Raw genomic sequence first — 20,193 nt, 5'->3', positions numbered from 1 at the left:
CATGTTTTCTCTGGCAAACACAGGCTAAGCTGACAAAGCGAAGCGGCTTAATGCCCAGGAGGTTCGCATGAACTCGATGAAGCGGATCGCGCTGCTGGCCGGCGCGCTTTCACTGGCACTCTCCACGGTGACGGCGGCGCAGCCGAACAACGATCACCCCGGCAACAGTAAGTACAAGGCTCAGCGCGGCCAGGGGCAGGCGCCGGCGCAGCAATATCATCACCAGGGGCCGTCCGTGGATATCGGCGCGGTTCGCATCACGCTGCGCAACCACCGCGAGCTGCTCATGCCGCCATCGTCCCTGCCCCCTGGCATCCAGAAGAACCTGTCGCGCGGCAAACCACTACCGCCGGGCATCGCCAAGAACCTGGACAATCGCCTGCTCGGCCATCTGCCACGCTACGAAGGCTATGAATGGAAGCAGCTGGGGCGTGACGTGATCCTGGTGGCCATCGCCACGGGCATCGTTTACGAAATCCTGGAGAACGTACTGGATTGATCCCGTACGGCTGGCGCCTTGGCGGCCGAGCTACTTCGGTTCGCAGGTCAGTTTGATGCGCAACCGGATCACGTCGCGCTTGAACTTCGACGTCAGCGCCTTGCGCTCACCGGGTTGCAGCTCCGTGCGCCGGGTACGCGGTGCCTCCGGACCGTTCCGGAACACGGCAGTGCAAACGGCTGCCATCTCCCCGTAGTTGTGCAGCAGAAGGCCGGCGAGATCGCGATCGATGACCTGCGGCGTCACGGTGACTTCGGCGCCGTTGAGCTGCTGGTCGATGTCCACGGGATAGGAGGCGGCGCTGGCCGCAAAAGGCAGCAGGGCAAAGAGCAGGTAACCGATTGTTTTCATTTGACTGAGCTCCTCGACAGAAGGGCCAGCGTAACAGACCTTGCTAAAGGAACCGAAGGAATGAAAGTGCCCCGTGTGACCCTCGATCAGTGGCGCACCCTGCAGGCGGTCATCGATCACGGCGGCTTCGCCCAGGCGGCCGAAGCCCTGCATCGCTCGCAGTCTTCGGTCAGCTATACCGTGGCGCGCATGCAGGAGCAGCTCGGCGTACCACTGCTGCGCATCGACGGCCGCAAGGCGGTGCTGACCGAAGCGGGTGAGGTGCTGCTGCGTCGCTCACGGCAACTGGTCACCCAGGCCAGCCAGCTGGAAGAGCTGGCGCACCACATGGAGCAGGGCTGGGAAGCCGAGGTGCGGCTGGTGGTCGATGCGGCCTACCCCAGCGCCAAGCTGATCCGCGCCCTCAGCGACTTCATGCCCAAGAGCCGCGGCTGCCGGGTTCGGCTGCGCGAGGAGGTATTGTCCGGCGTGGAAGAAGTGCTCAAGGACGGCACGGCGGATCTGGCCATCAGCGGCCTGGACATCACTGGCTATCTGGGCAGCGAACTCAGCACTGTCGAGTTCGTCGCCGTCGCCCATGCCGACCACGCCCTGCATCAACTGGGACGCAAGCTCAGCGTGCAGGACCTGCAGAGCCAGATGCAGATTGTGGTGCGTGATACGGGCCTGCGCCAACCTCGTGATGCCGGCTGGCTGGGTGCCGAACAGCGCTGGACGGTGGGCAGCCTGGCCACCTCGGTAGCCTTCGTCAGCAGCGGTCTCGGCTTCGCCTGGCTGCCGCGGCACCTGATCAGCCGCGAACTGACCGAAGGTCTGCTAAAGCCGCTGCCACTGGTCCAAGGCAGTATTCGCCGGCCACTGTTCTATCTCTACACTAACCACGACAGACCGCTCGGGCCGGCTACCCGGATTCTCATCGAGCTGATCAAGACGTACGATGCTGGCCAGGCCACTCCACTGGCCGGCTGACAGCTCCCCAACATCAGGAAAGACATCATGTTGAAACGCATTGCCCTCGCCGCCTGTACCGTTCTGCTGGCCGGCAACCTGTTCGCCGCGGAAAACCCTCGCGTACTGCTGACCACCAGCCTGGGCGAGATCGAGCTGGAGCTCGAAGCGGAAAAGGCACCGATCAGCGTCGAAAACTTCCTCGGCTACGTCGACAGCGGCTTTTATGACGGCACCGTGTTCCACCGCGTCATTCCCGGGTTCATGGTCCAGGGCGGCGGCTTCGGCGAAGGCCTGAACCAGAAGCCGACCAAGGCCCCGATCAAGAACGAGGCGGACAATGGGCTGCACAACGTGCGCGGCACCGTCGCAATGGCCCGGACCCAGAACGTGAATTCGGCTACCAGCCAGTTCTTCATCAACCATCGCGACAACGATTTCCTCGATCACGGTGGCCGCGACTTTGGCTACGCGGTGTTCGCCAAGGTCGTACGCGGCATGGAGGTGGTCGACCAGATCGCCCAGGTGCCCACCGGCAACCGCGCCATGATGCAGAACGTGCCACTGTCTCCGGTGAAGATCATCACCGCGAAGAAGCTCTGATCCCCGAAGGGCCGGTTCACCGGCCCTTCGCATTTACGGCGGCGCGTACCCCGCTGCCGCCAACGTGCGAAACCCTCAACCGACAGGAGATCGCGATATGACTACCCCGCAAAGCCCGCTGAACACACCGGAAGGCGAAGCCCAGCTGCTGCAGGACCTGCTCAGCGCCGAACGCGCGGGCGCCAAGGTTGCCGGCGAATCGCTGCAACAGGCCACGGACCCGGAACAGCGGCAGCTACTGGAGCAGATCCGCCAGGGCGAGATCGAGAGCTGCAAACTGTTGCTCAACTGTCTGCAGCATCTGGGCGTGGAGCCCAACAAGGACACCGGCGCCTTCTACGGCAAGGCGATGGCCATCGAGTCGCTGGACGACCGTCTGCCGTTCGTCGACAAGGGGCAGCAATGGGTGATCCGCAAGCTGCGCGAGTACCTGCCGGGTTGCCAGGACCCCCTGCTGCGCAGCGAATTGCAGCGCATGCTGGATATCCACGAGGAAAACAGCGCCGCGTCCCACGCCTGACGCAAGTGGCTAGCTGCCGGCCTGCCGGTACGGCAGCGCCTGCCGCGCCGCCTCGGCATAGGCCAGCACACCGACGCGCTCCTGCTGCAGAAAATCCGTCACCGCGGCTCGCAAACCGGGGTGCTGCAGGTAATGCCAGGAGCGCGTGATCACCGGTTCGAAGCCCCGGATCAGCTTGTGCTCGCCCTGCGCGCCGGCATCGAAGCGCTGCAGGCCGTCCGCGATGGCCTGGTCGATGCCCTGGTAAAAACAGGTCTCGAAGTGCAGACGGTCAAACTCCGCCAGGCAGCCCCAGTAACGGCCGTATAGCCCGCTGTCGTCACGCAGGCTGAAAGCCATCGCCACCGGGCGCGCACCCTGCTGGGCCAACACCACCCGAATCGCCTGCGGCATGCGTTCGGCCAGCAGGCTGAAGAAGGCGCGGGAGAGGTACGGTGCCTGCCCGCGCACCTGATAGGTATTGGCATAGCACGCGTAGACGAAATCCCATTCCGCCTCGCTGAGCTGATGGCCTTCGCGCCAGTCGAAGACGATGCCCTGCCCCGCCACCTGCTCGCGTTCCTTGCGCAGCTGCTTGCGCTTGCGTGAGGTCAGCGCATCGAGAAAGTCCTGAAAGTCCCGATAGCCCCAGTTATGCCAGTGAAACTGACAACCGATGCGCTCCAGCCAACCCTCCCGGCCAGCCATCAGCTGATCGGCCTGTGGCTCGGTGAAGTTCACATGGACTCCGGACATTTCCTGGGCATCCAGCTGCTCGGTGAGCCCATCGAGCAGCGCTGCCGCCGCCTCGACATCGCCGAGCAGACGCTGGCCTGCGACCGGTGTGAAGGGTACGGCGCACAGCAGCTTGGGGTAATAGCGGATGCCGGCGCGCTGGCAGGCATCCGCCCAGGCCCAGTCGAACACGTATTCGCCGTAGGAATGGCTCTTGCGATACAGCGGCAATGCGGCCCGCAGCCCACCCTGCGGATCGCGCAGCAGGCGATGGGCAGGCTGCCAGCCACTGCGCCCGCCGACGCTGCCGCTGTCCTCGAGCGCACTGAGAAACGCGTGACACAGAAAGGGTTGGGAATCGGCCAGCAAGGCATCCCATTCGGCGGGATCGAGTTCGGCGAGGCGTTGTACGGTCTGGATAGGCATGCGCGCAGTCTGGCCTGTCCCGCAGGCGAAAAAAAGCCCCGCCAGGGCGGGGCTCAATGGAGCATCACGGATGAGGTGATGTTTTAGAACACGTACTGGGCGCGCAGGCTGATGGCGTCGCCGTCGTCGTCGCCATTGGCGTTTACCACGTCGTCCACGCTGGTCTTCAGGTAGTTGGCCGAGAGCTTCACCGACTCGTTGGCGTACCAGTTGAGACCGATGGTGTGGGTCTTCGCACCAGCTTCTGCGCTGTCCAGCGCACCGACATAACCGCTCGGTGCAACACCGGTTTCATCGACGGTGATGTCGTCGAAGCGGTAGAACACTTCCCAGGCACCGATCTGCTTGTTCTCCGGCTTGATCTTGTCGAACTTGCCGCCATCGAGCTTGTAGGAACGCGACTCGCCGGTCAGAGTGTAGGCCAGCTGGACGTTGTAGCCGGACGCTTCCAGATCCTCGAAACCATCCTGAGCGTCGACAGTGCGGGTCAGGTATTCGCCCTGAACCGAGAACGGGCCGATCATGTAAGCCGCTTCCAGCCCCCAGGCCTGATCGCTGCCGTCGGTAACCGTGCCGCCGAATGTGGCACGGTTGCCGTTGGCGCTGTCTTCGGTAGTGCCACGCACGGACAGACGCGGACGGATGCGCTCCAGGTAACCTTCTTCCACGTCACGCTTACCGAAGCTGGCGCCGAGATGCAGCACCTGGTCCTTCTCGACGATCGGAGCTACCACGCCACGCAGCACGAAGCTGGTGTTGTTGGAGCCATCTTCGTCTTCCAGCATGTCGGCACCGGCACCGGCGTCCTGACGGTAAGCACCAGCCTCACCATGGAACATGCCGACGGTGGTACGCACGCGGATGCCTTCGCCGTCTTCGTGGCTGTTCAGCCAGGGCGCCAGGTCATAGATCGCAGAGCGCTCGATGGCGGTGATCCACTTCGAGCTGACAGCCTCTTCCAGGCCGAAGGTCGGCTTGATACGACCAACCGAAACCTGGACCGGCTTCCAGCCGTTGTAGTGGATGGCCAGCTCGTTCCAATCGCTGGAATCGTTGCTAAAGTTGCGGTTGAAGGTGTAGCCCCAATCGGTGAAAGCGACGCCGGAAATCTCCAGACGCGCACGACGGAAGTAGGTCTCGTCTGCGCGCTCGCCGTTCTGGGTGTAGAAACCATCGAAGCTGTCGGCATCCGCCTGCAGGCGGCCGTTGATCTTGAACGAGAACTCCTTGTCGGTGGTTCCGACCTCCAGGCCGCCCTTGGTCTTGATAACGAGATCGGCGCCGTCGGTAGTGACGGTGCCGGCGAAAGCCTGGGCGGAAACGGCCAGAGCCAGAGCGCTGGCAGCGAAACCGGCGAAGTGCTTACGGATCATCCAAAATTCCCCTTTATGTTTAGCGTCGGAAACACACGAGATGGGCTCTTTGTGTTGGGGGAATCTTGGCGACGGCGTATGTCAGCCAAATGGCAGATATGTAAAGCTTTTGTGACAGCGGAACTTTCCGTGGAGCCGCATCACAGAGCGGCTGCGGCACTTTTTCGTCAGCTGCGAACGTTGCGCTCGCTGGGGCGACGGGCTCCGGCGACCAGCTTGTCGACGGCCCTGGCGGCTGCAACCATGCCGAAACTGGCGGTCACCATGGTCACCGCGCCGAAGCCTCCGGCGCAGTCGAGCTTGACCCCCTCACCAACGAAGCTCTTGCTCTGGCACACGCCGCCGTCCGGCTTCGGGTAGCGCAACTGCTCCGTGGAGAACACACAGGGCACGCTGTAGGTGCGCCCCGGCGTGCGCGAGAAGTTGTATTCGCGACGCAGCAGCGAGCGCACCTTGGCCGCCAACGGGTCGTTGAAGGTCTTGTTCAGGTCGGCGACCTGGATCTGCGTCGGGTCCACCTGCCCGCCCGCGCCACCGGTAGCGATGATTTGGATCTTGCGGCGCTTGCACCAGGCGATCAGCGCCGCCTTGGCCGGCACGCTGTCGATGCAGTCGATGACGCAGTCCATGTCTTCGGTGATGTATTCGGCCATGGTTTCGCGGGTGACGAAGTCGGGCACGGCATGAACCCGACATGCCGGGTTGATGGCGCGAATACGTGCGGCCATCTCGCCGACCTTGGCTTTGCCCACTGCGCCATCGAGGGCGTGAATCTGCCGGTTGGTATTGGTGATGCACACATCGTCCAGGTCGAACAGGCTGATCTCGCCTACCCCGCTGCGCGCCAGCGCCTCGGCCGCCCACGAGCCGACGCCACCGATGCCGACCACCGCCACATGCGCAGCCGTCAGCCGCTCGAGGCCGACGCGGCCATACAGGCGGGCAATACCGCCGAAACGCTGATCATCGATAGACATGCCGACTCCCCGGAAAAAACCTGGCGATTATAAGACCTCATGACGCCACGACCACTGCATCCAGCCGTCACCGCAACCGCGCCTTTGCTTTAATATGGCGCCCTTTCCCCGCCGCACCGGAGCCCTGATGACCGCGCCTGCCCTCTCCCCGACGCTCGAACTCGCCTGCGAGCTGATCAATCGCCCATCGGTGACGCCGCTGGATGAAGGCTGCCAGCAGCTGATGAGCCAGCGCCTGGCGGCCTGCGGCTTCACCATCGAGCCGATGCATATCGAGGACGTGGAAAACTTCTGGGCCATTCGCGGCAACGAAGGCCCGGTGCTGTGCTTCGCCGGCCACACTGACGTGGTCCCTACAGGCCCGCTGCAGGCCTGGCAGAATCCGCCGTTCAGTGCGCGCATCGACGAGCAGGGCATGCTCCACGGCCGTGGCGCGGCAGATATGAAAGGCAGCCTGGCGGCGATGGTCGTGGCAGTGGAGCGCTTCACCGCCGATCACCCGAAGCACAAGGGGCAGATCGCCTTTCTCATCACCAGTGATGAAGAAGGGCCTGCGCACCACGGCACCAAGGCCGTCGTCGAGCGCCTGCGCGAGCGTGGCCAGCGCCTGGACTGGTGCATCGTCGGCGAACCCTCGAGCACCAGTCTGGTGGGCGACGTGGTGAAGAATGGTCGCCGCGGCTCGCTGGGCGGCACGCTCACCGTTCGCGGTCAGCAGGGCCATGTGGCCTACCCTCATCTGGCGAAGAACCCGATCCACCTGGCCGCGCCGGCACTGGCCGAGCTGGCTGCCGAACACTGGGACGATGGCAATGCGTTCTTCCCGCCGACCAGCTTCCAGATCTCCAACCTGAACGCCGGCACCGGCGCCACCAACGTCATCCCCGGCACGCTGGAAGCGGTATTCAACTTCCGCTTCTCCACCGAGTCGACCGTCGAAGGCTTGCAGCAACGCACCGCGGCGATCCTCGACAAGCACGGTCTGGACTGGAGCGTCGACTGGGCGCTGTCCGGCCTGCCGTTCCTCACCGAGCCGGGTGACCTGCTCGACGGCGTGGCCAAGGCGATCCGCAGCGTCACCGGCCGCGAAACCACGCCGTCCACCAGCGGCGGCACCTCGGACGGACGCTTTATCGCCACCCTGGGTACCCAGGTGGTCGAGCTCGGCCCGGTCAATGCCACCATCCACCAGGTCGACGAGCACATCCTGGCCAGCGATCTCGATGTGCTGACCGACATCTACTACCAGACCCTGGTGAACCTGCTGGCATGCTGATCTGCCCGATCTGCCAGGCGCCGCTCAGCGCGGTGGAAAACGGCGTGGCCTGCCCGGCCAACCACCGTTTCGACCGCGCGCGCCAGGGCTACCTGAACCTGCTGCCCGTGCAGCACAAGAACAGCCGCGATCCGGGCGACAACCAGGCGATGGTCGAGGCGCGCCGGCGCTTTCTCGATGGCGGTCACTATGCGCCGCTGGCCCGACGCCTCGCCGAGCTGGCCGCCGAGCGCACGCCGCAACGCTGGCTGGACATCGGCTGTGGCGAGGGCTACTACACAGCCCAACTGGCCGCCGCGCTGCCGGATGCAGAAGGCTATGCACTGGACATCTCCCGCGAGGCGATCAAGCGCGCCTGCAAACGCGCCCCGCAACTCGAGTGGCTGGTGGCGAGCATGGCCCGCGTGCCGCTGGCCGATGCCAGCTGCGACCTGCTGGCCAGCGTGTTCAGCCCGCTGGACTGGCAGGACGCGCGACGCCTGCTCCCGCCCGGCGGCGGACTGCTGCGCATGGGGCCGACCCGCGAGCACCTCTGGGAGCTGCGCGCGCGGCTCTACGACGAGGTACGCGACTACGACGACGAGAAGCACCTGTCGCTCATTCCGGACGGCATGCGCCTGACCCACAGCGAAACAATCAGCTATGAACTGCAGCTGGACGACGCCCAGGCCCGCGCCGACCTCCTGGCGATGACCCCGCACGGCTGGCGCGCCAGCGCCGAGCGGCGCGCCGCCGTCATCGACACGCCGCTGGCGGTGCGGGTTGCGATACGCTACGACTGGATCGAACGAATTTCCTAAGGCAAACGCCTCGATAGCATGCGAGGCAGGCCAAGGCACAACACAGAAGGCAGTCGCCCATGCGTCAACCCGATATCGAGATCTACCTCAGGGATGCCAGCCAGGAAGCCGTCGGCGAGTGGCTGGCCGAGGCCATCGGCCCCTGCTCCGCCTGGCAGCAGAAAGGCCAGACCTTCAAGTGCAACGCCGCCGGGATTCCCGTGACCTGGCTGCCCAAGGCGGTCGGCAAATGGCACTGCCTGCTCTTGGAAAGCGATGCCACGCCCTGGGCCGATGACCTGGCCTGTGCACGCGCGGCGCATCAGGCGCTGGGCGTGGAAATCCGTTGCGCCCCGGGCGGCTGGCAGGAAGAGGAAGCCGAGGAAGAGGCCGACCGCTGGATGCGCGTCAGTGCCGACGGCGAGGAAGAGATCGTCTGGCGCACGGGTTGATCGCACCTGGGTCGTGAAACCCCCACCAGGAACCAGCAGATTGGCCCTTGGTGGCCTGCAGCGGAGCGTCGCCAGCTCAAAAAACAAAGCCCGTCATCAGGACGGGCTTCGTTCTTCTGCGACCGGAGTCAGAGGCCGGCGACGTCCTCGGCCTGCAGGCCCTTCTGGCCCTGGATCACCGAGAATTCCACCTGCTGCCCCTCGGCCAGCGAGCGATGGCCGTCGCCACGAATGGCGCGGTAATGCACGAACACGTCGGCGCCATTACCCCGCTGAATGAATCCATAGCCTTTTGCATCGTTGAACCACTTGACGGTCCCGGTTTCGCGCTCAGCCATTACCACTTCTCCAACTCGCTTTTTGTTATTCCTCGGAAGAGGGTTTGCACAGCCTGGCCCTCGTGCATTCGTCAGCTTGCAAATGCGACTCGAAAGCAGCCGTCGCCGGAGTATAAGCCAAGGATTTCTGCTGTCAGCCCCTTTCCGTCTCGCATTGTCCGTCTGCACGACGGCCGTGGCCGCCGTGCAGGCCAGCGTCAGGCACTACGGCGGCGGCGCCACAACCACAGCGCGAGCACGCCCAGCGTCAGTACCAGCGGTACCAGGGCGATGTTGACGAATTTCAGTGTGCGCCCCAGCGCCTCGATATCGGCGTTGAGCTGGTAGCGCACCTCGCGCAGTTCTTTGCGGATGCGCACCTTCTCTTGCAGGAACTGGCGCAACGCCTGCTCCTGCTCGCCGGTGAGCTCCAGTGCCTGTTCGGGGTCCGGGCTCTGCAGCTCGGCCAGCTTTTGCTCGGTATCGGCCAGACGCTGCTGCAGCACCTCCTCCTTCTCGCGGAAACGATCCTCGGCCTGGCGCTGCAAGGCTTCCACTACCACGAACGGCCGGGTGAAGCGCCCGCGCGAGCGCACGCTGATCAGCGCATCGGTGCCGGAGAGGTTGTCCAGCGCATTGATCACGAAGGCGCCATTATCGGCCCAGGGCTGGGGCACGCGCTGACCGAAAAAGTCCTGCACCTGCACCCACATGCGGTCGGCCAGCATGTCGGTATCAGCCACCGCGATGACGTTGATGTTCTGGCTCTCCTGGATGCCCTTCTCGCGCCCTTCGATACCATTGGGGAATGCCGTCTTGGCCGGGCCCTGAATACGCGCTGCCAAGGTATAGCGCTCGCCGGTGGGCTCGAAGCCAAGCAGCAGGGTCTCCGGGTTATCCAGTGTGGCGAAGCGTTCGGCATCCACCGGCATGGCGTATTCGGAGCTGCGCATCAGCGGGGTGAAGCGCGTGGTCGCCCCTTCCAGCGGCTCGAGAATGCCGGCACTGCCAAGCGTGATGTTCTCCAGCGCGGCGATGCTCACGTCATCCTGGTCCAGCGCGGCGCGCGGCAGGCTCAGCCAACCGGCATGCCGAACCGGCCGGCGCTCGGCGCCCATGCCCACCGACATGCCGTAAGCGGCATCGGCCAGCGCCTTCTTCGGCAGCATGCGCACGCCCCAGGCCTTGAACAGCGGTTCCAGGTCAGAGACACGCTCCTCGCCGAACTCGCCCGGGCCGATGCCCATGCCCGGATCGATCTCGCTATGCGGATCGAGGAACACCAGGAGCTTGCCACCGCGCAGCACGAATTGGTCGATGGCGAACAGCGTCTGCTCGGGCAGATCCTTCGGATGGATCAGCAGCAGCACCGATACATTGGTGGGGATCAGATCGACATCGCGCTGCAGGCTCTCGATATGGAACAGCTGGCGGACTTCCTCCAGCACCATCCAGGGCGGCGTCGCCTGCTGCGTGCGCATGTCGAAGCCCCCGGTCAGCTGCAGGCCGGAAAGCACACCCACCACCGGCAGCTCGACAGTCGCCAGGCTCTGAACCAGGCGGCTGACCTCGTACTCGAGAAACTCCTCCTGATCCAGCGGGAAGAACGGGATGATCTGCGTATTGCCCTCGGCATTGGTGCCGGCCAGCCCGAAGTAGACCTTGTCACCGCCCTGGTTGAGCGGTACCGCCTGCAGGCCGAACTCGGCGGCGCGGTCTTCTTCCTCGGAGAACGGCTGCGGATCGATCACGTGCAGCTTGAGCTTGCCGCCAGAGGCCCGCTGATAGGCACGCAGCATCTCCTCGACCCGACGCGCGTAGTTGCGCAGCGCGACCAGGTCCTTGGCGGTCTCGTCCGAATAGAAGAAATGCAGCTCGATGGGTGACTGCAGCCCCTCGAGGATGCGCTCGGTACCTTCGGAAATGGTGTAGAGCTTCTGCTCGGTCAGGTCCAGCCGGACATTGGTCAGCAGCGTGCCGGTCAGCCCATTGAACAGCAGGAATGCCAGCGCGATCAGCAGCAGCCCGGCACCGGAATAGATGACTCGTTTCATGGTGACTCCTCAGGCGGCTTTCTTCAGGTCGACGACCACGGCGGTGGCCGCCAGCCAGGCGACGATCAGCGTGACGAAATACAGCAGGTCACGCAGGTCGATCACGCCCTTGCTGATGGAGTCGAAACGGATCAGGAAGCTCAGCGAAGCCACCGCGTCGATCAGCCACTGCGGCGCCCAGGCGAGGGCGTCGAGCACCATCGGCAAGCCGCTGACGATGAACAGGAAGCACACCGCCACCGAGAGGATGAAGGCGATCACTTGGTTCTTCGCCAGCGCCGACATGCACGAGCCAATGGCCAGGAAGGCGCCGGCCAGCAGCCAGCTGCCGAGATAGCCGGCGACGATCACGCCATTGTCCGGCTCACCCAGGTAATTGACGGTGATGACCATCGGGAACGTCAGCAGCAGCGCGATCCCGGCAAAAACCCAGGCGGCGAGGAACTTGCCGGCGACCGCCTCGAAACGGGTGATCGGCAGCGTCATCAGCAGCTCGATGGAACCGGACTTGCGCTCCTCGGCCCACAGGCGCATGGCGATAGCGGGTACCAGGAACAGGTAGAGCCAGGTATGAAAGCTGAAGAAGGGCGTCAGGTCCGCCTGGCCGCGCTCGTAGAAACCGCCCAGGTAGAAGGTGAATACCCCGGACAGCACCAGGAAGATCACGATGAACACATAGGCGAGCGGCGTGGCGAAATAGCTGCCCAGCTCGCGCTTGAAGATGACCGGCAACTGGCTCATAGCGCTTCCCCTCGCGTCAGGTTACGGAACACCTCATCGAGCCGGCCGCGCTCCACGTCCAGCTCGGTGACGGCCCAGCCCTGCTGGGCGATCAGCGCGTTGACCTGCGGGAAGATCACGTGCCCGGGCTGCGCCAGTACGGTCAGGCTGTGCTCGCGCTCGTTGCGCTCGACGCCGGCGACACCCGGCAAGGCCGCCAGGGCGACTTCGTCCAGCGGCGCATCACTGACCAGCGTGACCGCCTGGTGATGCTTCGAGCGGCTTTCCAGCTCCAGCGGCGTGCCATCGGCCACCAGCCGGCCATTGGCGATCACCACCGCGCGGGTGCAGACCGCACTCACCTCTTCGAGAATATGGGTGGAAATGATGACGATCTTGTCCTGCGCCAGCCCCTGGATCAGCTGGCGCACCTGATGCTTCTGGTTCGGATCGAGCCCGTCGGTGGGCTCGTCGAGGATCAGCACGTCAGGGTCGTGCAGGATCGCCTGGGCCAGACCGACACGCCGCTTGAAGCCCTTGGACAGCGTCTCGATGCTCTGCCCCAGCACCTTCTGCAATTCCACCTGGGCGACAGCTGCATCGACCCGCTGACGCTTGTCCGCACCGCGAAAACCGCGCACTTCGGCGATGAACTCGAGAAAGCCACGCACCGTCATGTCGCCATAGCAAGGTGCGCCTTCGGGCAGATAGCCGATCAGCCGCTGGGCCTGGAGGGTCTGGGTACAGATGTCGTGACCGAGGATGCGGGCAGTGCCGGATGTCGGCGCGAGAAAGCCGGTCAGCATCTTCATCGTGGTGGACTTGCCGGCCCCATTGGGGCCGAGGAACCCCAGCACCTCTCCGCGCTGGACCTGGAACGACAGGTCGTCGACCGCGGTGTGCTGGGCAAAACGCTTGGTCAGGTTGCTTATTTCGATCATGGGCTCTCACCAGTGCGCACAAGGCCTGGCGTGCCGCCGCGCGACCCGAGCCAGGCCCTGCAAAAATGCCGGCGGAACTATAAGAACAGCTACTGGACGAATGCAACCACGCGGCTTGGCGGCAACGTTTGCCGGACGTTGCCGCCAAGCCTCCAAGCGATGCAATGGACCCCGCACAGCGCTTGGAGTACGTTCTCGAATCCATGGAAAGCGGCGATCGATATGCCTGATCACGGCGCCTCTCAAGGTGGTTACCGACACATGTCCCTACGCTTCGGAGAAATTCCTGCCTCACTGGCGCCAATGGAGCTGTTGCTGCTCGCCGATCCCTCGCCGAGCAAGGTGCGCTCGTATCTGGCGGACTCGACGTGCTTCGCCGCATCGCTCGACGGAACGGTCGTCGGCATCGGTGTCGTGCGGCCGATCGGCGAAGGCGCGCACGAGCTGATGAATATCGCGGTACGACCCACCCGGCAGAAAGCGGGCTACGGCACGGCACTACTGGAATGGATCATCGAGCACTATCGCAGGCTAGGCGCCGGCCGGCTCGAAGTGGGCACGGGGTCGTTCGGCTATCAACTGACGTTCTATCAACGCCAGGGCTTTCGCGTAACGCGAATAGAACGAGATTTCTTCGTCGAGCATTACCCCGAGCCGATCATCGAGGACGGGATCCGCCACATGGACATGCTGCGCCTCACGCTCAGCTATTCAGGTGATTCCGGTTAGCCACGGTCAAGTCGCCGCCCTTGCTGCAAACGGAGCTGCAAGCAACAGCCTCCTCCTTTGATCCGAGAACACTGCAATGCCGAACCCGATCGAATTCGAAACCGAACGCCTGTTCATGCGGCAATGGCGCCCGAGCGACCGGCCGCCCTTTGCCGAACTGAACGCAGACCCGCGGGTCATGGAGTATTTCCCTGCCCCGCTCGAGCGCGACGAGAGCGATGCGCTGGCCGATCGCTGCCAGGCGCTGATCGAGCAGCGAGGATGGGGTTTCTGGGCCGTGGAGCTGAAGGCATCCGCCGAGTTCATCGGCTTTCTCGGCCTGCATGTACCAATCGCCGAGCTGCCCTTTTCGCCCTGCGTGGAGATCGGCTGGCGCCTGGCCTTCCAGCACTGGCACAGAGGTTTGGCAACGGAGGCCGCGCGCGGTGCGCTCGCGGTGGCCTTCGACAGGCTGGATTTGGCGGAAATCGTCTCTTTCACCACGGTCGGCAATCAGCGTTCGCGCGCGGTCATGCAACGAATCGGCATGCGCGAGGCGAGCCGCTTCGAGCATCCGAGCATACCCATCGGTCATCCACTTCGCGCACACTGCCTGTACCGTCTTTCGCAGGTGGACTATCGGGCGCAGCGGATTGCAGGTGACTGAGCCCCGTCCGAACACGCTCCCACCTACAACCTGGTCCTGGTCATGCCCGTCCTGTTGCTCTCCCTGTTGCTGCTCGCTGCTCCCGGCTTCGCCCATGCGGAGGACGGGGCAATTGCCCGTCTGTTCGAACGCGCGGGGGTCGAGGGGACACTGGTGATCGAGTCCGTCGCCACGGGCCAGCGCTTCGTCCACAACGATGAACGCGCCGGCACGGCTTTTCCCGCAGCGTCCACGTTCAAGGTGCTGAACACCCTGATCGCACTGGAGGAAGGTGCCATCGCCGGGGCGGACGAGATCATCCCCTGGGACGGCACCCGTTACGAGATCGAGGACTGGAACCGCGACCAGACCTTGAAGAGCGCATTCAGGGTCAGCTGCGTCTGGTGCTACCAGAGGCTGGCCCGGCGGGTGGGCACGGCGGCCTATCTGCGCCACATCCGCCAGGCGCATTACGGGCAGCTGCACGAACCTGTCATCGTCACCGAGTTCTGGCTCGATGGCTCGCTGCGGGTCAGCGCCGAACAACAGGTGGGCCTGCTGCGCCAGGTGGTCGCGCGCAGCCTGCCGTACCGGGCGAACAGCTACGACACCCTCAGGACCATCATGCGCGTCGACAGCACGCCGGCTTATAGCCTGTATGCCAAGACCGGTTGGGCGGCTCGCGACAATCCTGGCATCGGCTGGTACATCGGCTATGTTGAAGCCGGCGCCGGCACTTGGCTGTTCGCGCTGAATCTGGACACCCGCGATGCGACCGATCTGCCCCTGCGCCAGCGGATCGCGCTGGATGCGCTGCGGGCCAAGGGCATCCTGCCTGCCGAATGAATCCTCCGGCGAGTTCCGCGGTAGCCGGCGAAGCCACGATCTGCACCACCCCACATGGAGCCGCCATGCGCAGCGACGAGATCAAAGCGGTATTCGATCAACAGGCCTCCAGCTATGACGAGCGCTGGGCCAGAACCGCGCCCATTCGCAATGCCCTGCATTTTCTTCTGGAGGCGGTGTTCGCACCGCTGCCGGCCGAGGCGCGGGTACTGTGCATCGGCGCCGGCACCGGCGAGGAAATTCTGCACCTGGCCCAGTGCCGACCCGGTTGGACCTTCACCGCGGTGGAGCCATCGGGCGCGATGCTGCACGTCCTTCGCGACAAGGCAATCCGAGCCGGAATCGAACAGCGCTGCCAGTTCCATGAGGGCTACCTGGAGACACTGCCTGAGCAGGCCCCCTTCGACGCGGCAACCTCCCTGCTGGTATCCCAGTTCATTCTCGAGCGCGACGTACGCATCGGCTTCTTTCGTGACATAGCCGCCCGACTCGGCCCGGGAGCGCTATTGGCCAGCTCTGACCTGGCAGCGGACGTCACCACGCCAGCGTATGCGGCGCTGCTGGAAACCTGGCTGAACATGATGACCCTCGCCGGCATTCCCGCGGCAGGCCTAGAGCAGATGCGTGCCGCCTATGACCGTGACGTGGCGATACTGCCCCCGGAGCAGGTCGCGTCCATCATCGAGGCCGGCGGCTTTGCCTGCCCCGTGCCGTTCTACCAGGCCGGGCTGATCCATGCGTGATACGCGCGGCGAGCCGATGCGCCCTAGCGCCCGGCCGGTCGTGCAGGCGCTGCTGATCGCCTCTCTCGCCGGCGCTTTCATCTGGGCATTGTCGCCCTGGGCCAGTGGTCAGGCCGAACCCTGGGACGGCGACGGCCTGTACTACAGTGGTGCGCTGTTTACCGCCGGCGTGCTGTCCGGTTTTATCGTGCCGCGACCGCTCTGGGCACAGTACCTGGGGGGCGTCGTCGGTCAGGTGCTGTACCTGCTCCTGTTCCTGCCCCTCAGTCCGTTGCTCGCCGTGGGCCTCGCGTTTCTGCTGCTCTGGTCGCTGCTGTTTCTCGCCGGGGCCTATGCCGGCGCGCGTCTTCGTAGCCGTTGACGCGCTTCGAAACGGCTGCCTAGCGAGCCATCGCAGGTCACGAGCCGGGCAGTTGCCGGTCCGATCGGGCCCCAACCGAGCAGCGCAGGTTTTGCCCGCCCACCTCGCTTGGGGCACACTTGCCGCCTTCGAGGGCCCGCCCCTTCCACAGTCGAATCCGCCGTATGACCCGCTCCCCCGTTCGCCGTCTGATCTTCTCCCTGCTGCGCCGTGTGCTGTACACCTGGGTGCGCTCGGAGACCATCAACCAGTCCGCCTTTACCCTCAAGCTGGATCGCAGCAAACCGGTGTTCTATGTGCTGCAGCAACCCTCGCTGAGTGATCTCGCCGTGCTCGATGCCGAGTGCAGCAAGGCCGGGCTGCCGCGCCCGGTGGCCGACGTGGCGGTGGGCGAACTGGTGGAACCGGCCGCTTTCTTCTTCCTCAATCCGGCACCCAGCTGGTTCGGCCGACGCACCCGACTGGTCGCGCCACAGGCGCTGGTGCGGCTGGTCGGCGCGCTGGAACACAACGCGGTGGAGAACGCGCAGATCGTTCCGGTCAGCGTGTTCTGGGGACAGTCGCCGAATCGCGAGACCAGCGCCTGGAAGTTGCTGTTCGCCGACAGCTGGGCGGTCACCGGGCGCCTGCGCAAGCTGCTCAGCATCCTGGTGCTGGGGCGCAAGACCCGCGTGCAGTTCTCCGCGCCGATCCAGCTCAACGAGCTGGTGGCGCAGAACAAGGGGCACGAGCGCACGCTGCGCATGGTCCATCGCATGCTGCGGGTGCACTTCCGCAACCAGAAGACTGCGGTGATCGGGCCGGACCTGTCGCACCGGCGCAATCTGGTGAAGGGTCTGGTGCACGCACCGCAGGTCCGCCAGGCGATTCGCGAGGAAGCCGAACGCGAGAAGATCACCATCGAGAAGGCCGAGGCCAAGGCGCTGCGCTATGGCAACGAGATCGCTTCGGACTACGCCTACACGGCGGTGCGCTTTCTCGAGGTGGTGCTTTCCTGGTTCTGGAACAAGATCTACGACGGCATCCGCGTCAACCATATCGAGCCGCTGCAGGACGCCGTGCGCGGCTACGAAGTGATTTACGTGCCCTGCCACCGCAGCCATATCGATTACCTGCTGCTCTCTTACCTGCTGTTCCGCAACGGCCTGACGCCGCCGCACATCGCCGCTGGCATTAACCTCAACATGCCGGTGATCGGCAGCCTGCTGCGCCGCGGCGGCGCCTTCTTCATGCGCCGCTCGTTCAAGGGCAACCCGCTGTACACCTCGGTGTTCAACGAATACCTGCACAACCTGTTCACCCGCGGCTTCCCCGTCGAGTACTTCGTGGAAGGCGGGCGTTCGCGTACCGGCCGCATGCTGCAACCCAAGACAGGCATGCTGGCCCTGACCCTGCGCAGCTACCTGCGCTCGTCGCGCCTGCCGATCCTCTTCGTGCCGGTCTACATCGGCTACGAGCGGGTGCTGGAGGGCCGCACCTACCTCGGCGAGCTGCGCGGCGCGGCGAAGAAGAAGGAGTCGATCTTCGACATCTTCAAGGTCATCGGCGCGCTCAAGCAGCGCTTCGGTCAGGTCTGGGTCAACTTCGGCGAGCCACTCAAGCTCAACGAATTCCTCGAGCAGGAACAACCCGGCTGGCGTCAGCAGACCTACGCGCCGGATTACCGCCCCGAATGGCTGAACGACACCACCAATCGCCTGGCCGAGCGCATCGCCCAGCGCCTCAACGAGGCGGCGGCGGTCAACCCGGTCAACCTGGTAGCGCTGGCGATGCTCTCCACCAGCCGTCAGGCGCTGGACCAGCAATCCCTGGCACGCATCCTCGATCTCTACCAGGCGCTGTTGCGCGCGGTGCCCTACTCGCCACACACCACCCTGCCGGAGGGCGACGGCAACGCGCTGATCGCCTACGTGAAGAGCCTCGACCTGCTCGCCGAGCAGAAGGACGCGTTGGGCAACATCCTCTATCTGGACGAGCAGAATGCCGTCCTGATGACCTACTACCGCAACAACGTGATGCACATCTTCGCGTTGCCGGCGCTGTTGGCGAGCTTCTTCCAGAGCAGCTCACGCATCAGCCGCGAGCAGATCCAGCGCTTCACCGAGGCGCTGTACCCGTACCTGCGTGCCGAGCTGTTCATGCGCTGGGAAGTCGAGGAGCTGGAAGCGGTGGTCGACCAGTGGCTGGCGGCCTTCGTCGAGCGCGGCCTGCTCAAGGTGGACGGCAACCACTACGTGCGCCCGGCCCCGAGCTCGCGGCAGTTCGTCCTGCTTACCCTTCTCGCTCGCGTCGTGGTGCAGACTCTGCAGCGCTTCTACATGGCCACTTCGCTGCTGCTCAACAGCGGCCAGCACAGCCTGAGCGCCGAGGAGCTGGAAAACCTCTGCACGGTCATGGCCCAGCGCCTGTCGATCCTGCATGGGCTTAACGCGCCGGAGTTCTTCGACAAGGCGCTGTTCCGTCATTTCATCCAGAGCATGCAGGAACAGGGCGTGGTCAGCCCGGACGAAAACGGCCGGCTCGGCTATCACGAGAAGCTCGCGGAACTGGCCGAGGGCGCGGCCAAGCGCGTCCTACCGGCGGAGATTCGCCTGTCGATCCGTCAGGTCGCGCTGGAACGTCATCACGACGAAAGCGATTCACCGCCGCCTGCAACCGACGCCTGACGCTGCCAGGTCATCACCCGTTCCGGGTGGCCGGTGTGCGCGTCCAGCTGCTCGCCTGCGGTCTGGAAACCGTGGCGACGGTAGAAGGCGATACTGGCGCCGTTGGCGGCATAAACAGTCAGGCTCAGCCGCTCGCGCAGGCCCTTGGCGTGCTCGAGCAGCGCCGAGCCGATGCCATGGCCCTGCTCCGTTGGCGCCACGAAGATAGCGGCCAGGACGTCATCGAGCAGCGACACGAAGCCGACCACCGTGCCATCCCGCTCGTAGACCCAGGTCTGCGCAGCGGGTAGATAGAGGTTGCGCATGTCATCCAGCCGCGCCTCCCAGAAGCCGCGCTCGACGAAGTCATGGGCCCGGCTGGATGCCTCGAGCCAGATGCTCAGCAGCGTTTCCAGGTCATCGGGGCGGTAGGGGCGGATCATGTGAAACGTCTCCAGAACTGCGGGGGCACGACGGTAGCGCATCGTCGCCTGGATGTCGCGCCGCCGGGAATCCACTAGCATCAACGTCAGTATCCACCGGCGCTCTGACGCCAGACACGCCCCATCTGCCAGCAAGGTAACCACCATGTATCGCATCACCACTCTCGTCGCCGGCCTAGCCCTCTCCGCCAGTGCCTTCGCCCTGTCGCTCGCCGACCTGACCCAACGCGATGCCAGCGCCGGCCTCAAGGATGCCCTCAGCCAGGGCGCCAAGGTCGCGGTGCAGCAGCTCGGACGCCCGGGCGGCTTCAGCAGCGACCCGAACGTGCGCATCGAGCTGCCGGGCAACATCGGCAAGGCCTCGCGGATGCTGAAGATGGTCGGCATGGGGGCCCAGGTCGAGCAGCTGGAAAACAGCATGAACCTCGCCGCCGAGAAGGCCGTGCCCGAGGCCCAGCAACTGCTGCTCGATGCCGTGCGCAAGATGACCGTGCAGGACGCCAAGGCGATTCTCGCCGGCGGTGACGATTCGGCTACCCAGTACCTGAACAAGTCCAGCCGCGAGCAGATCCGCGCCAGGTTCCTGCCCATCGTCAAGCAGGCCACCGACCAGGTCGGACTGGCACAGCAGTACAACGCGGTGGCGGCCAAGGTGCCGGCGGGGCTGAACGGCAACTACGCCAATATCGAAAGCTATGTGACCGAACAGGCGCTCAACGGCCTGTTCACGGTGATTGCCGAGCAGGAGGCGAGCATTCGCAAGAATCCCGCCGCGGCGGCCACCAGCCTGGCGAAGAAGGTGTTCGGCGCGCTTTGATGCGTACTAGCGAGTCGCCTACTGGGTGGATGGC

The 20,193-nt window shown here is 64.7% G+C and carries 23 protein-coding genes; 14 read left to right on the top strand and 9 right to left on the bottom strand.

Translation table 11 applies throughout. The features are described 5' to 3' along the window. Window positions 1-67 precede the first annotated feature (67 nt). On the top strand, window positions 68-499 hold the full coding sequence (locus ACX1DW_RS02815; RefSeq protein ID WP_045632514.1) for an anti-virulence regulator CigR family protein: 432 nt from the start codon (window positions 68-70) through the stop codon (window positions 497-499). Between the two features lie 30 nt (window positions 500-529). Here ACX1DW_RS02815 and ACX1DW_RS02810 read toward each other — a convergent pair whose 3' ends face one another. After that, window positions 530-850 carry a hypothetical protein gene (locus ACX1DW_RS02810; protein ID WP_014597137.1) on the bottom strand — a complete coding sequence of 107 codons (321 nt, stop codon included), beginning with the start codon at window positions 848-850 and terminating at the stop codon, window positions 530-532. 60 nt (window positions 851-910) lie between these two features. On the opposite strand from ACX1DW_RS02810, the gene ACX1DW_RS02805 reads away from it, so the two are divergent. The 3 genes from ACX1DW_RS02805 to ACX1DW_RS02795 all read left to right on the top strand — a co-directional run bounded on the left by ACX1DW_RS02805 (window position 911) and on the right by ACX1DW_RS02795 (window position 2,921). Then, entirely contained in the window at window positions 911-1,819 is a 909-nt protein-coding gene (locus tag ACX1DW_RS02805; RefSeq protein WP_458992736.1) for a LysR family transcriptional regulator, read from the top strand. Between the two features lie 27 nt (window positions 1,820-1,846). Continuing rightward, entirely contained in the window at window positions 1,847-2,401 is a 555-nt protein-coding gene (locus tag ACX1DW_RS02800; RefSeq protein WP_458992735.1) for a peptidylprolyl isomerase, read from the top strand. Window positions 2,402-2,498: 97 nt separating this feature from the next. Next, window positions 2,499-2,921, top strand: coding sequence for a DUF6306 domain-containing protein (locus tag ACX1DW_RS02795; RefSeq protein WP_014597140.1), 423 nt, complete (start codon window positions 2,499-2,501; stop codon window positions 2,919-2,921). 9 nt (window positions 2,922-2,930) lie between these two features. Here the strand turns inward: ACX1DW_RS02795 and ACX1DW_RS02790 are convergent, their stop codons facing one another. From ACX1DW_RS02790 to tcdA, 3 genes are all read right to left on the bottom strand, one after another. After that, window positions 2,931-4,061 carry a GNAT family N-acetyltransferase gene (locus ACX1DW_RS02790; RefSeq protein ID WP_256069253.1) on the bottom strand — a complete coding sequence of 377 codons (1,131 nt, stop codon included), beginning with the start codon at window positions 4,059-4,061 and terminating at the stop codon, window positions 2,931-2,933. Between the two features lie 83 nt (window positions 4,062-4,144). Beyond that, entirely contained in the window at window positions 4,145-5,434 is a 1,290-nt protein-coding gene (locus ACX1DW_RS02785; RefSeq protein WP_278390960.1) for an OprO/OprP family phosphate-selective porin, read from the bottom strand. A gap of 167 nt (window positions 5,435-5,601) precedes the next feature. Next, complete coding sequence (gene tcdA / locus ACX1DW_RS02780; RefSeq protein WP_063539937.1) at window positions 5,602-6,411, bottom strand: tRNA cyclic N6-threonylcarbamoyladenosine(37) synthase TcdA; 810 nt, start codon at window positions 6,409-6,411, stop codon at window positions 5,602-5,604. A 127-nt stretch (window positions 6,412-6,538) separates the two neighbouring features. Between tcdA and dapE the strand changes: the two genes are divergently transcribed. From dapE to ACX1DW_RS02765, 3 genes are read left to right on the top strand one after another with little or no spacing between them, the layout of a single operon-like run. Next, window positions 6,539-7,687, top strand: coding sequence for a succinyl-diaminopimelate desuccinylase (dapE, locus tag ACX1DW_RS02775; protein WP_200595530.1), 1,149 nt, complete (start codon window positions 6,539-6,541; stop codon window positions 7,685-7,687). After that, a complete protein-coding gene (locus tag ACX1DW_RS02770) occupies window positions 7,681-8,487 on the top strand; it encodes a putative RNA methyltransferase (RefSeq protein WP_125912031.1) in 807 nt (268 codons plus the stop codon). The genes dapE and ACX1DW_RS02770 overlap by 7 nt, the downstream gene beginning before the upstream one ends. A gap of 59 nt (window positions 8,488-8,546) precedes the next feature. Continuing rightward, on the top strand, window positions 8,547-8,918 hold the full coding sequence (locus ACX1DW_RS02765; protein ID WP_053527791.1) for a hypothetical protein: 372 nt from the start codon (window positions 8,547-8,549) through the stop codon (window positions 8,916-8,918). A 128-nt stretch (window positions 8,919-9,046) separates the two neighbouring features. On the opposite strand, the gene ACX1DW_RS02760 is transcribed toward ACX1DW_RS02765, so the two are convergent. The 4 genes from ACX1DW_RS02760 to ACX1DW_RS02745 form a co-directional block, all read right to left on the bottom strand. Next, on the bottom strand, window positions 9,047-9,256 hold the full coding sequence (locus ACX1DW_RS02760) for a cold-shock protein (RefSeq protein WP_014597146.1): 210 nt from the start codon (window positions 9,254-9,256) through the stop codon (window positions 9,047-9,049). A 197-nt stretch (window positions 9,257-9,453) separates the two neighbouring features. Next, window positions 9,454-11,289, bottom strand: a complete 1,836-nt coding sequence (locus tag ACX1DW_RS02755; protein ID WP_458992734.1) for a Gldg family protein — start codon at window positions 11,287-11,289, stop codon at window positions 9,454-9,456. A 9-nt stretch (window positions 11,290-11,298) separates the two neighbouring features. Then, window positions 11,299-12,030: an ABC transporter permease subunit gene (locus ACX1DW_RS02750; RefSeq protein ID WP_013983311.1), complete on the bottom strand. Its 732-nt coding sequence runs from the start codon at window positions 12,028-12,030 to the stop codon at window positions 11,299-11,301. Continuing rightward, window positions 12,027-12,950 (bottom strand): ABC transporter ATP-binding protein, encoded by a 924-nt coding sequence (locus ACX1DW_RS02745; protein WP_253751138.1) that lies wholly within the window; start codon window positions 12,948-12,950, stop codon window positions 12,027-12,029. The genes ACX1DW_RS02750 and ACX1DW_RS02745 overlap by 4 nt, the downstream gene beginning before the upstream one ends. Window positions 12,951-13,253: 303 nt before the next feature. Between ACX1DW_RS02745 and ACX1DW_RS02740 the strand changes: the two genes are divergently transcribed. The 6 genes from ACX1DW_RS02740 (at window position 13,254) to plsB (ending at window position 18,920) form a co-directional block, all read left to right on the top strand. Beyond that, a complete protein-coding gene (locus tag ACX1DW_RS02740; RefSeq protein ID WP_102840125.1) occupies window positions 13,254-13,679 on the top strand; it encodes a GNAT family N-acetyltransferase in 426 nt (141 codons plus the stop codon). A 76-nt stretch (window positions 13,680-13,755) separates the two neighbouring features. Next, window positions 13,756-14,325: a GNAT family N-acetyltransferase gene (locus ACX1DW_RS02735; RefSeq protein ID WP_458992733.1), complete on the top strand. Its 570-nt coding sequence runs from the start codon at window positions 13,756-13,758 to the stop codon at window positions 14,323-14,325. Between the two features lie 54 nt (window positions 14,326-14,379). Beyond that, window positions 14,380-15,150, top strand: coding sequence for a class D beta-lactamase (gene blaOXA, locus ACX1DW_RS02730; protein WP_458993438.1), 771 nt, complete (start codon window positions 14,380-14,382; stop codon window positions 15,148-15,150). Window positions 15,151-15,215: 65 nt separating this feature from the next. Further along, the gene (locus ACX1DW_RS02725; protein ID WP_152481496.1) at window positions 15,216-15,893 is read left to right on the top strand and encodes a class I SAM-dependent methyltransferase; all 678 of its coding nucleotides are present in this window, start codon (window positions 15,216-15,218) and stop codon (window positions 15,891-15,893) included. Beyond that, window positions 15,886-16,254, top strand: a complete 369-nt coding sequence (locus tag ACX1DW_RS02720; RefSeq protein ID WP_152481497.1) for a hypothetical protein — start codon at window positions 15,886-15,888, stop codon at window positions 16,252-16,254. The genes ACX1DW_RS02725 and ACX1DW_RS02720 overlap by 8 nt, the downstream gene beginning before the upstream one ends. 164 nt (window positions 16,255-16,418) lie before the next feature. Continuing rightward, entirely contained in the window at window positions 16,419-18,920 is a 2,502-nt protein-coding gene (plsB, locus tag ACX1DW_RS02715) for a glycerol-3-phosphate 1-O-acyltransferase PlsB (RefSeq protein WP_279947219.1), read from the top strand. Here plsB and ACX1DW_RS02710 read toward each other — a convergent pair. Continuing rightward, window positions 18,878-19,342, bottom strand: coding sequence for an N-acetyltransferase (locus ACX1DW_RS02710; RefSeq protein ID WP_458992732.1), 465 nt, complete (start codon window positions 19,340-19,342; stop codon window positions 18,878-18,880). The two genes, plsB and ACX1DW_RS02710, sit on opposite strands and share 43 nt — an antisense overlap. A gap of 145 nt (window positions 19,343-19,487) precedes the next feature. Between ACX1DW_RS02710 and ACX1DW_RS02705 the strand changes: the two genes are divergently transcribed. Then, window positions 19,488-20,159 carry a DUF4197 domain-containing protein gene (locus tag ACX1DW_RS02705; RefSeq protein WP_458992731.1) on the top strand — a complete coding sequence of 224 codons (672 nt, stop codon included), beginning with the start codon at window positions 19,488-19,490 and terminating at the stop codon, window positions 20,157-20,159. Window positions 20,160-20,193 lie beyond the last annotated feature (34 nt).

The sequence above is a fragment of the Stutzerimonas sp. KH-1 genome, from assembly GCF_054483855.1.
Note: the sequence above shows the minus strand (reverse complement) of the source record. Positions and strands in the feature narration are given on the sequence as shown.

Bases quoted from the DNA above. Each gene is read 5' to 3' on its own strand.
- ACX1DW_RS02785 (WP_278390960.1), bottom strand. From the start codon at position 5,434: ATGATCCGTAAGCACTTCGCCGGTTTCGCTGCCAGCGCTCTGGCTCTG.
- ACX1DW_RS02800 (WP_458992735.1), top strand. From the start codon at position 1,847: ATGTTGAAACGCATTGCCCTCGCCGCCTGTACCGTTCTGCTGGCCGGC.
- ACX1DW_RS02810 (WP_014597137.1), bottom strand. From the start codon at position 850: ATGAAAACAATCGGTTACCTGCTCTTTGCCCTGCTGCCTTTTGCGGCC.
- tcdA (WP_063539937.1), bottom strand. From the start codon at position 6,411: ATGTCTATCGATGATCAGCGTTTCGGCGGTATTGCCCGCCTGTATGGC.
- ACX1DW_RS02745 (WP_253751138.1), bottom strand. From the start codon at position 12,950: ATGATCGAAATAAGCAACCTGACCAAGCGTTTTGCCCAGCACACCGCG.
- ACX1DW_RS02815 (WP_045632514.1), top strand. From the start codon at position 68: ATGAACTCGATGAAGCGGATCGCGCTGCTGGCCGGCGCGCTTTCACTG.
- ACX1DW_RS02760 (WP_014597146.1), bottom strand. From the start codon at position 9,256: ATGGCTGAGCGCGAAACCGGGACCGTCAAGTGGTTCAACGATGCAAAA.
- plsB (WP_279947219.1), top strand. From the start codon at position 16,419: ATGACCCGCTCCCCCGTTCGCCGTCTGATCTTCTCCCTGCTGCGCCGT.
- ACX1DW_RS02790 (WP_256069253.1), bottom strand. From the start codon at position 4,061: ATGCCTATCCAGACCGTACAACGCCTCGCCGAACTCGATCCCGCCGAA.
- ACX1DW_RS02735 (WP_458992733.1), top strand. From the start codon at position 13,756: ATGCCGAACCCGATCGAATTCGAAACCGAACGCCTGTTCATGCGGCAA.
- ACX1DW_RS02725 (WP_152481496.1), top strand. From the start codon at position 15,216: ATGCGCAGCGACGAGATCAAAGCGGTATTCGATCAACAGGCCTCCAGC.
- ACX1DW_RS02750 (WP_013983311.1), bottom strand. From the start codon at position 12,030: ATGAGCCAGTTGCCGGTCATCTTCAAGCGCGAGCTGGGCAGCTATTTC.
- ACX1DW_RS02805 (WP_458992736.1), top strand. From the start codon at position 911: ATGAAAGTGCCCCGTGTGACCCTCGATCAGTGGCGCACCCTGCAGGCG.
- ACX1DW_RS02710 (WP_458992732.1), bottom strand. From the start codon at position 19,342: ATGATCCGCCCCTACCGCCCCGATGACCTGGAAACGCTGCTGAGCATC.
- ACX1DW_RS02795 (WP_014597140.1), top strand. From the start codon at position 2,499: ATGACTACCCCGCAAAGCCCGCTGAACACACCGGAAGGCGAAGCCCAG.
- ACX1DW_RS02770 (WP_125912031.1), top strand. From the start codon at position 7,681: ATGCTGATCTGCCCGATCTGCCAGGCGCCGCTCAGCGCGGTGGAAAAC.
- ACX1DW_RS02720 (WP_152481497.1), top strand. From the start codon at position 15,886: ATGCGTGATACGCGCGGCGAGCCGATGCGCCCTAGCGCCCGGCCGGTC.
- ACX1DW_RS02765 (WP_053527791.1), top strand. From the start codon at position 8,547: ATGCGTCAACCCGATATCGAGATCTACCTCAGGGATGCCAGCCAGGAA.
- ACX1DW_RS02740 (WP_102840125.1), top strand. From the start codon at position 13,254: ATGGAGCTGTTGCTGCTCGCCGATCCCTCGCCGAGCAAGGTGCGCTCG.
- dapE (WP_200595530.1), top strand. From the start codon at position 6,539: ATGACCGCGCCTGCCCTCTCCCCGACGCTCGAACTCGCCTGCGAGCTG.
- ACX1DW_RS02755 (WP_458992734.1), bottom strand. From the start codon at position 11,289: ATGAAACGAGTCATCTATTCCGGTGCCGGGCTGCTGCTGATCGCGCTG.
- ACX1DW_RS02705 (WP_458992731.1), top strand. From the start codon at position 19,488: ATGTATCGCATCACCACTCTCGTCGCCGGCCTAGCCCTCTCCGCCAGT.